This is a genomic window from Flavobacterium sp., from assembly GCF_040383245.1.
GTDB lineage: Bacteria > Bacteroidota > Bacteroidia > Flavobacteriales > Flavobacteriaceae > Flavobacterium.
In genome coordinates, this window is the sequence record NZ_JBEIDX010000014.1 from 56,638 (window position 1) to 67,031 (window position 10,394).

8 protein-coding genes and 3 tRNA genes are annotated in these 10,394 nt (G+C 33.4%); 7 read left to right on the forward strand and 4 right to left on the reverse strand.

What is annotated here, in order from left to right; genetic code table 11:
- Positions 1-18 precede the first annotated feature (18 nt).
- On the forward strand, positions 19-1,062 hold the full coding sequence (locus tag ABWO08_RS07400; RefSeq protein ID WP_353084782.1) for an AMP-binding protein: 1,044 nt from the start codon (positions 19-21) through the stop codon (positions 1,060-1,062).
- Positions 1,063-1,072: 10 nt separating this feature from the next.
- Here ABWO08_RS07400 and ABWO08_RS07405 read toward each other — a convergent pair whose 3' ends face one another.
- Both ABWO08_RS07405 and ABWO08_RS07410 read right to left on the reverse strand, forming a co-directional pair.
- Positions 1,073-2,698 carry a M1 family metallopeptidase gene (locus ABWO08_RS07405; RefSeq protein ID WP_353084784.1) on the reverse strand — a complete coding sequence of 542 codons (1,626 nt, stop codon included), beginning with the start codon at positions 2,696-2,698 and terminating at the stop codon, positions 1,073-1,075.
- Positions 2,699-2,702: 4 nt separating this feature from the next.
- Complete coding sequence (locus ABWO08_RS07410; protein WP_353084786.1) at positions 2,703-4,331, reverse strand: acyl-CoA carboxylase subunit beta; 1,629 nt, start codon at positions 4,329-4,331, stop codon at positions 2,703-2,705.
- A 206-nt stretch (positions 4,332-4,537) separates the two neighbouring features.
- Between ABWO08_RS07410 and ABWO08_RS07415 the strand changes: the two genes are divergently transcribed.
- Genes ABWO08_RS07415 through ABWO08_RS07425 form a run of 3 tightly spaced genes read left to right on the forward strand, consistent with a single transcriptional unit; the run spans position 4,538 to position 7,784 of the window.
- Positions 4,538-5,182 (forward strand): DUF47 domain-containing protein, encoded by a 645-nt coding sequence (locus ABWO08_RS07415; protein WP_353084788.1) that lies wholly within the window; start codon positions 4,538-4,540, stop codon positions 5,180-5,182.
- Positions 5,183-5,205: 23 nt separating this feature from the next.
- Positions 5,206-6,531, forward strand: coding sequence for an inorganic phosphate transporter (locus ABWO08_RS07420; protein WP_353084790.1), 1,326 nt, complete (start codon positions 5,206-5,208; stop codon positions 6,529-6,531).
- A 50-nt stretch (positions 6,532-6,581) separates the two neighbouring features.
- Complete coding sequence (locus tag ABWO08_RS07425; protein WP_353084792.1) at positions 6,582-7,784, forward strand: porin; 1,203 nt, start codon at positions 6,582-6,584, stop codon at positions 7,782-7,784.
- 50 nt (positions 7,785-7,834) lie between these two features.
- Here the strand turns inward: ABWO08_RS07425 and ABWO08_RS07430 are convergent, their stop codons facing one another.
- Together ABWO08_RS07430 and ABWO08_RS07435 are read right to left on the reverse strand one after the other, a co-directional pair.
- On the reverse strand, positions 7,835-8,596 hold the full coding sequence (locus tag ABWO08_RS07430) for a C40 family peptidase (protein ID WP_353084794.1): 762 nt from the start codon (positions 8,594-8,596) through the stop codon (positions 7,835-7,837).
- A gap of 15 nt (positions 8,597-8,611) precedes the next feature.
- Positions 8,612-9,790, reverse strand: coding sequence for an acetyl-CoA C-acyltransferase (locus ABWO08_RS07435; protein WP_353084795.1), 1,179 nt, complete (start codon positions 9,788-9,790; stop codon positions 8,612-8,614).
- Between the two features lie 263 nt (positions 9,791-10,053).
- Between ABWO08_RS07435 and ABWO08_RS07440 the strand changes: the two genes are divergently transcribed.
- The 3 genes from ABWO08_RS07440 to ABWO08_RS07450 all read left to right on the forward strand — a co-directional run bounded on the left by ABWO08_RS07440 (position 10,054) and on the right by ABWO08_RS07450 (position 10,352).
- A tRNA-Ser gene (locus ABWO08_RS07440) sits at positions 10,054-10,140 on the forward strand.
- A gap of 12 nt (positions 10,141-10,152) precedes the next feature.
- Positions 10,153-10,227 (forward strand) — tRNA-Pro (locus tag ABWO08_RS07445).
- Positions 10,228-10,278: 51 nt separating this feature from the next.
- A tRNA-Arg gene (locus tag ABWO08_RS07450) sits at positions 10,279-10,352 on the forward strand.
- Positions 10,353-10,394 lie beyond the last annotated feature (42 nt).

Genomic DNA, 10,394 nt, shown 5'->3' on the forward strand with positions numbered 1-10,394 from the left:
ATATTAAATAGCGAGATCATGATTCATGTTACCTACGAAAACGTTCACAACCAATTTAAACTTAATGGCTTTCAGCTAGATAAAGATGATTTATGCCGTGTTGCTTACAGTTTTATAAAAGAAGGAGAAGATTTTGAAAAGCCAGTTGGTGATTTTTTATTAGATTGGTTTGATAGTAAAACCTATATCGAAATGCAAACTTCGGGCTCTACAGGAACTCCCAAAATTATTAAAGTCGATAAGCAAGCAATGGTTAATTCGGCATTAGCAACCGGAGATTTCTTTGGATTGAATCCCGGTAACAGAGCTTTGCAATGTTTACCAGTTAAATATGTAGCCGGAAAAATGATGCTTATTCGTTCTATTATTTTAGGTTTAGATTTAGATTTTGTAGCTCCAAGTTCCCATCCAATGGAAGGATTGGAAGAAAAATATGATTTTGTTGCTATGGTTCCAATGCAAGCTCAAAATTCTTTAAAAGAATTGAAGAATGTGAAAAAATTAATTGTGGGTGGTGCCCGAATTAGTGCTTCTTTAGAAAAAGAACTAATGAAATTGCCTACACAAGTTTATGAAACCTATGGAATGACTGAAACAATAACTCATATTGCTGCAAAAAGAGTAGGGGAAAAGATATTTACAGTGCTTCCAAATGTTACTATTTCTTATGATGACAGAAATTGCTTGGTAATTCATGCGCCAAATATAATTGCTGAAGAAACAGTAGTTACCAATGATTTAGTAGAATTGGTAAACGAAAATCAGTTTAAATTTTTTGGTCGAATTGACAATGTAATTAATAGTGGTGGTATAAAAATTATACCTGAACAAGTAGAGCAAAAACTAGATGGAAAAATTGACAGAAGATTCTATATTGCCTCTAAAGAAGATAAAGAATTAGGCGAGAAAGTAGTGTTAGTTGTAGAGGGAAATACTATGGAAATAGATTCATCTACTTTTGATGTATTAGATAAATACGAGCATCCACGCGAAATAATATTTATTCCAAAATTTAAAGAAACCGAAAATGGAAAGTTCCTCAGAAATGCGAGTTTAGAATAAAGATCAGTTACTACTTTTCTAAATTAGCATTGATATAAAATTTGTTTGTTGGAACTTCAATTTCATCTGACGGACTAACTTTGATTTTAGAAGTTGTCCAGTCTTTTGTTGGATAAACTCTAATTTCTTTCCCGTTGATTTTTATGTCATAAGGCATGTTAAAATTAGGTTCGCTAGCATTCCATTTATATTCCAGTTTGTTATTCTTAATTCGAATAAATAAATCGGGAATTGTTGCGTAACGCAGGTATTGATTGAATATTGGAGTTAAATTCATTTTACTTTCTTTATTGAAAAAAGCAACAACTTTTTCCGTATCAATTATTTTATGTTTGAATGTATTTGAATAATCTAAAATAATCTTCCACCACAAATCTTCATTATTTAGTACACTTCGAATCGTATTTAATAACAATGCCCCTTTATAATACATATCACCAGAACCTTCTTTATTTACGCCAAATGGGCCAATAATAGGTTTGTCATTACTGACATTTCGTTTCATGCCATTCATGTATTTTTGTGCTTTTTCAGCACCATACTGGCATTCTACATAAACCACTTCTGAGTACATAGTAAATCCTTCATGAATCCACATGTCGGCAATATCTCTTGATGTAATGCTGTTTCCAAACCATTCATGGCCACTTTCGTGAATGGTGATGTAATCAAATAACAAGCCAATTCCTGTTCCAGAAAGATCACTTCCTAAGTAACCTTTTCTATACTTATTTCCATAAGCTACAGCACTTTGGTGTTCCATACCTAAATAAGAAGTTTCAACCAATTTATAGCCATCCTCTATAAAAGGATAGGTTCCAAATTTACTCTGAAAACAATTAAGCATCAATTTAGCCTCCTCAAAATGGGTTTTGGCTTTCGCTTCATTTTCTTTTAATACATAATAATCTAAGTCTAAATCGCCAAGAGTGTCATGAATGTGCGCATAATCGGCAATGTTTACCGTAATGTCATATGTGTTAATTGGGTTTTTTACTTCCCAATCCCAACGGGTATAGCCGTTTTTCAAGTCTTGGCTGCCAATAAATCTTCCGTTGGAAACATTCATTAGACCGTTAGGAACAGCAACTTTTATAGTTGCGCCATTATCGGGTTCGTCACTTTGAGAATCTTTAACAGGATACCACAAACTAGCCCCAGTTCCTTGGCAAGCAACCGCTATCCAAGGATTTCCTTGTTTGTCTTTTTTAAATACAAATCCGCCGTCCCAAGGAGCATTTTTAGCAATTATAGGATTTCCAGAATAATAAAAAGTGATTTTTTCATCTTTTCCTTTTTTTATTTCATTTGGAAAATCAATGAAAACGGCATTGAATTCTCTTTTGTAGTCAAGTTTTTTAGTATTAAAAACAATTGAATCTACTTTCATATTTTCAAATAAATCTACTTGAATCTTATTAGTGTTTTCAACTACTTTGAAAGTAATGTCATTATGACCAACAATTGATTTTTCTTCAATATTGATTTTGATGTTTAAATCGTATCGCAATACATCATAGCATGTGCGTTCGGGTCTTAATCCACCTTGAAGTGTGTCTTTTCTGGTAGTTGCTTCTTGTGCGAATCCAATTTGAAAAGCAGCAATTAATACAAAAATCGATAGTAGTTTTTTCATGGCATTAAACTTGAATTACACCCAAATTAAATTTCTTTTCAATAGGAGCGTGGTTGGCTGCTTCAATACCCATAGAGATCCAAGTTCTTGTATCTAATGGGTTAATAATGGCATCTGTCCATAATCTTGAAGCGGCATAATAGGGAGATACTTGCTCGTCGTAACGCGCTTTTATTTTATCAAACAATTCTTTTTCTTTTACCTCGTCAATTACTTCGCCTTTGGCTTTAAGAGCAGAAGCTTCAATTTGTGCTAATACTTTGGCAGCTTGTGTACCACCCATTACAGCTAGCTCAGCACTTGGCCAGGCAAAAATCAATCTTGGGTCATAAGCTTTTCCGCACATAGCATAGTTTCCTGCGCCATAGGAGTTTCCTACAATAACCGTAAATTTTGGCACCACCGAGTTAGCTACGGCATTTACCATTTTGGCACCATCTTTAATGATACCACCATGTTCGCTTTTTGATCCAACCATAAAACCAGTTACATCTTGAACAAATACTAACGGAATTTTCTTTTGATTGCAATTCGCAATAAATCGGGTTGCCTTGTCAGCTGAATCAGAATAAATCACACCACCAAATTGAATCTCTCCTTTTTTAGTTTTGGAAACCATTCTTTGGTTGGCAACAATTCCAACTGCCCAGCCATCAATTCGTGCATAACAAGTAATGATTGATTTTCCGTAATCTTCTTTGTACATATCCACCTCCGAATTGTCAACCATTCTTTTGATAATTTCCATCATGTCATATTGTTCGGCACGCGACTTAGGAAGTATTCCAAAAATATCTTCTTCAGCTAAAGCTGGTTTTTGCGGTTTTTCACGATTAAAACCTGCTTTGTCATAATCTCCAATTTTACCAACGATACTTTTTATTCGGTCTAAAGCATCTTTATCATCTTTCGCTTTATAATCAGTTACACCAGATATTTCGCAGTGCGTGGTAGCACCACCTAGCGTTTCATTGTCAATATTTTCTCCGATTGCTGCTTTAACTAAATAACTTCCTGCAAGAAAGATACTTCCTGTTTTATCTACAATCATGGCTTCGTCACTCATTATAGGAAGGTAAGCACCTCCGGCAACACAACTTCCCATAACTGCTGCAATTTGGGTAATTCCCAAGCTGCTCATTATTGCATTATTTCTAAAAATACGACCAAAATGATCCTTGTCTGGGAAAATCTCATCCTGCATTGGTAAATAAACCCCAGCAGAATCAACTAAATAAATGATTGGCAAACGGTTTTCCATGGCGATTTCTTGAGCGCGCAAATTCTTTTTACCTGTAATTGGGAACCAAGCACCCGCTTTTACGGTAGCATCATTAGCAACTACAATGCATTGTTTCCCTTTTATGTAGCCGATTTTTACCACAACACCACCCGAAGGACAACCGCCATGTTCGGCATACATTCCGTCTCCAACAAAAGCGCCAATTTCTATAGAATTAGATTTAGCATCAAGTAAATAATCAATTCGTTCTCGAGCGGTCATTTTGCCTTCCGAATGCAATTTTTCAATTCTTTTTTCACCGCCACCCATTTTAACTTTGGCAAAGCGTTGCTTTAAATCGGATAATAAAAGTTTATTATGATCTTCGTTTTTATTGAAGTTTAAGTCCATAGAAGGGTTAATTATTTATTAGGCTAAAATACAAATTACTTTGAGATTCTTAATACAATTATATTTCTTAAATGTTTTGTGAAATTTAATTTTTTGTTAGTATGAATGAATTCAACTTTATTAATAACTGCATGTTATTATTAATTTAACCTTAATTTAACATAGACGAATTAATATTGCACCGTAATTAAATAAATAAATAAACTATGTCATTAAACAGTATTTTTCAGTTTTTAGTTCCAAAAGACACTAAATTCTTTCCGTTATTTGAGCAGGCTTCTGCTAATTTAATAACTCTTGCAGAAACATTGCATGAAGCAGTGAACGCACCTAAAGCAGAACGTGAAGATTATTTCAAAAAAATTGAAGAACTTGAAGCTACAATTGAAGAGATAACTCAAAAAACACATTTAGAATTAAGTAAAAACTTTATTACTCCTTTTGATAGAGAAGATATCCACTCTTTAATTAAAGCGATTGATAATGTTGCTGATTATATGTACAGCGCTGCAAGTAAAATGCGTTTGTATCAAGTAGAGAAAATCACTAAATCAATCCGTAAACTAACAGAAATTAATTTAGAATCTTGTCAGTTAATAGGAGCAGGTATTAAAGAACTTAAAGATATGAAAAATCATAAGTCAATTAAAGAAACTTGCAAAAAAATCAATAAATTAGAAAGTAAAGCAGACTCTGTTTTTGATAAAGCTGTAGCTGATATTTTTGAAAATGAAAATGATGCTAAAAACATCATTAAATATAAAGAAGTGCTATCTGCGTTAGAATCGGCTTCTGATAAATGCAAAAGTGTAGCAAATGTTATGGAACAGATTTCTGTAAAACATTCCTAATAGTTATATAATAAATCAACTTTATGGATTTTAATTTACTTATTTTAATTATTGTATTAGCTCTAGTATTTGATTATATTAATGGGTTTCATGATGCAGCCAATTCTATTGCTACTATTGTAGCAACTAAAGTATTGACTCCTTTTCAAGCTGTATTATGGGCTGCATTTTTTAATTTTCTAGCGTATTGGGTTTTTGGATTTGGAGTAGCGGATACAGTTGCAAAAACTGCTCATACCAGTAGTATAGATTTGGTTACAATTTTAGCTGGAATTATCGCAGCTATTATTTGGAATTTAATCACCTGGTGGAAAGGTATTCCTTCTTCATCTTCACATACCTTAATTGGTGGCTTTGCTGGTGCAGCTATTGCTCATGGATTGTCTTCAGTTAGTGATCCCGAACATGCAGGTTTTAAAATTGTTAACTGGTTTAAAGCCGCTAAAGAAGGCGAGTTATTACCTTCAGGTGTTGTAGTAGTTTTACTTTTCATTGTTTTTGCACCATTATTAGGGATGATAATTTCCTATTTCATTTCTATTTGGTTAATGTATTCTTCAAAGAAAAATATTATTCCAAAAATATTTACTGCAATTTTAATGATCTTAGCTTTTTGGTTTTTTAGTAGTGTTTTAGTTTCTTTTGAAGACATCAAAAAGCCAAGATTTGAAAGTCATTTTTGGGCTGTAATTTGCGAGCCTTCAAATATTAAATGGTTATTAGTTGCATGTATATTTTATAGTTTGGCAATATTCAATTTGTTTTTCAGTAGTTTTTCTACTTCAAAAGCAGAAAATGTATTGAAAAAAATGCAATTAATGTCCTCTGCAGCTTTTAGTTTAGGTCATGGAGGAAATGACTCGCAAAAAGTTATGGGTATTATTGCTGCTGCAGTTGCTGTGTATTTAAGATTAAACCCACACGTTAATATGTCAGACGGTTGGTTGGATTTAAATGTGATTTTACCTGATGAAGATAAAGGAATTAAAGCAAACATGCCGAACTGGATTCCGTTAATTTGTTATTCAGTAATTGGACTAGGTACTTTAAGTGGTGGTTGGAAAATTGTTAAAACCATGGGTTCCAAAATCACGAAAGTAAATGCCTTTGAAGGAGTTGTTGCCGAATCAGCTGGTGCTTTAACCTTATTTACTACAGAGCATTTCAAAGTTCCAGTTTCAACAACACACACCATTACAGGATCAATTATTGGAGTAGGAGTGACTAAGAGAGTTTCTGCAGTAAGATGGGGTGTTACTGTTAAATTAATATGGGCCTGGATATTGACCATTCCAGTCTCAGCTTTAATTGCTGCAATAACCTATTATTTATTGAAAATTTTCATATAATAAACTTTTATTTATTACTAATACAAACCTACATTTAGTATATAATAACAATGAAAAAATATTTAATATTACTTGTTGGAATAACTTTAAATGCTCAAACCATTAATGTCGCAAATAAAGATTCTGAACAAAAAGTTGAAATTAAGAAAAAATGGTATGAAACCATTAATATTAGAGGATATTCACAAGTTAGATTTAATAAACTATTAGAAACAAATTCTGATTTAGGTTGTGAACAATGCGATAAATCATGGGGTGGAAATAATAGTTTTTTTGTTAGAAGGGGAAGAATTATATTTTCAGGGAATGTTCATGATAGAGTTTATATTTATATTCAACCTGATTTCGCATCTTCAGCTGGAACAACAAATATGGTTTTTCAAATTAGAGATGCTTATTTTGATTTAGCGCTTGATAATGATAAAGAATATCGTTTAAGAATTGGTCAAAGTAAAGTTCCGTATGGTTTTGAAAATATGCAATCTTCTCAAAATAGAATAGCATTAGATAGAAATGATGCATTAAATAGCGCGGTTTCAAATGAACGTGATTTAGGAGTTTTCTTTTATTGGGCATCAAAATCAAAAAGAGAATTGTTTAAAAAGTTGGTTGAAGATGGACTTAAGGGTAGTGGAGATTATGGTATTCTAGGTATAGGAGCATATAATGGACAAACAGCAAATAGAACCGAGGCAAATAATAATCAGCATATAGTTGCAAGATTAACCTATCCATTTGAATTTAAAAATGGACAAATATTTGAAGCTGGTATTCAGGCATATAAAGGTAAATATGTAATTCAATCTAAAACTACAGGTGTGTCAACTAAAAATAATGCTGAATATGTTGATGAAAGAATTGCTGCTTCATTTATTTTGTATCCTAAGCCTTTAGGTTTTCAAGCTGAATACAATATTGGAACCGGTCCCGAGTTTAATAAAACTAATTTAAGTATAGATCAAAGTAAGTTAACTGGTGGATATATTCAGGCATCTTATAATGTTAAACTTAAGGACAATCAGTTTTTCCCGTTTGTTAAATATCAATATTATTCAGGAGGAAAAAAACATGAGCTTGATGCTCGTAGTTATAAAGTAAATGATTTTGAATTAGGAGTTGAATGGCAACCTATTAAAAACTTTGAATTAACAGCAATATATACTATTTCAAAAAGAAAATATGAAGATGCAGTATTGTTAAATAATTTCCAAGAAGGTAATTTACTTCGTTTACAAGCTCAATTTAATTATTAATTAAAATTTGATAGAATATAAAAAAGGCGCTTATTTAAGCGCCTTTTTTATTATATTATTTTCTTAATTACACGAAGTCGGTGGGTATGTCGGTTGGTTTCTGCATTATAAATTCCAAGGTGATCCAATCGGTCAACACGAACTTTTCCGCTGGCATGAATAATGTAGTTGTTTTCTAGCATGATTCCCACATGAATAATGTTTCCTTCTTCATTATCAAAGAAAGCTAAATCACCCGGTTCACTTTCTTCAATAAAACTCAAAACTTCGCCTTGTGAAGCTTGTTGTGAAGCATCTCGTAATAATTGGTATCCGTTTAATTTGTACACCATTTGCGTAAAGCCAGAACAATCTATTCCAAATGGTGTTTTGCCACCCCATAAATAGGGTGCATTCAAGTACAAATAAGCAGTAGCTATAATATTTGATTTAGCCTTTATTCCTGTTGCTTTTAATCCTTCAAATTGGTAATTTTTTATATTAATTTCTGGAATATCTATAAAAGATAAAGAAGCGCCAAGTGTAATTGGAATTAACGAATTATCTGTAATTGAAATATATTCTACTAAATCAGCATTAAGAATAGTATCCTGATTGCTAAGTAGTTCATAATTTTCTTTGGTAATTGTTTGAAATTGTTTGCAATCAACCCAGCCTTCATAATCATCAAAATGCAATTTTATTTTTGTCCATTGCTTGTTTTTTTCTAGCACAGAAAAATGTTCCCCAAACAATACTTGAGAAACTATTTCACTACGATCACTAGGTTCAGCTCGTAACGGGATTATTGATAAATTACATATTCCAAACATTTAAAATGGAATTAATTAGATGTTTTCGATTATAATTGCCGATGCACCACCACCACCATTACAAATTGCTGCAACTCCGGTTTTGGCATTGTTTTGTTTCAATACATTCAATAAGGTAACTACAATTCTTGCTCCTGAGCATCCAAGAGGATGTCCTAAAGAAACTGCTCCGCCATTTACATTGATGTTGCTTGTGTTTAAACCTAAGATTTTGGCATTCGCCAAACCAACAACTGCAAATGCTTCATTAAATTCAAAATAATCTACATTGCTTAATTTTAAGTTGGCTTTGCTTAACGCTTTGTTGACTGCTTTTGCAGGAGCAGTAGTAAACCATTTTGGTTCTTGCGCTGCATCTGCGTAGGATTTTATATAGGCTAGGGGAGTTAATCCCATTGCTTTTGCTTTATCTTCACTCATTATAATTACTGCGGCTGCTCCGTCATTAATAGTTGAAGCGTTGGCAGCGGTTACCGTTCCGTCTTTAGTGAATACGGCATTTAATGAAGGTATTTTATCTAATTTTACATTGGTAAATTCTTCGTCTTTGGTAACTATTATTGAATCACCTTTTCTTTGCGGTACAGCAACAGGAACAATTTCTGAATCAAATTTTCCTGCTTCCCATGCTTTAGCAGATCTTTCATACGATTCGATTGCAAAAGCATCTTGCTCTTCACGAGATATTTTATATTCAGATGCACATAAATCGGCAGCAACACCCATGGCATTATTATCGTAAGCATCAACTAAACCGTCTTTTTGCATTCCGTCCATCAGGGTAGTTGGACCAAATTTCACTCCGTTTCTCATATGAACATAATGCGGAATACTGCTCATATTCTCCATTCCACCAGCTACAACAATTTCTGCATCTCCAGCCATAATTGCCTGAGCCCCCATCATAATAGATTTCATTCCCGAAGCACATACTTTATTTACTGTGGTACAAACAACATCATTCGATAGACCTGCAAATAGTGCCGCTTGTCTTGCTGGTGCTTGCCCAACACCTGCTTGCACTACATTACCCATAAATACTTCGTCCACTAGATTAGGATCTAAATTTATTTTATGTAAAGCTCCTTTAATAGCCGCTGCGCCAAGATGTGGAGCAGGAACAGAAGATAAAGCGCCCATAAAACTTCCTATTGGTGTTCTTGCAGCTGCAACAATTACTATTTTATTAGTCATAAACTATGGTATTAATATTATGGTTTGTTCGTTTGTTTTGCAAATTTACTATTTTTTGTAGAATTTAGCTTTTTAAGTTAAAGATAATCGATATAAATTACAGCTTAATAAAATAGCTGTTTCTATATATTTGATTTTTAAGGAATTCATGAATAGAAAAAATTAATAATTAAAAAAAGAAAATAAAATGTTGTAAATATTGTTATGATACCTTACATTTGCAACCGCTTAAAGAGAAACGTTCTTATTAATATAAAGATTTTGGAGAGTTGCCTGAGAGGCCGAAAGGACATGTTTGCTAAACATGCGTATGGGAAACTGTACCAAGGGTTCGAATCCCTTACTCTCCGCTTTTTACACCTCGGGGTGTAGCGTAGCCCGGTTATCGCGCCTGCTTTGGGAGCAGGAGGCCGCAGGTTCGAATCCTGCCACCCCGACAAATTTTAGAGCACCTGACTTCTAAGCAGGCGGTTTAAAATAAAAATAATGGACGCATAGCTCAGCTGGATAGAGCACCTGCCTTCTAAGCAGGCGGTCGAAGGTTCGAATCCTTCTGCGTTCACGTAAAAACCTACTGTTTTCAGTAGGTTTTTTGTTTTTGCTA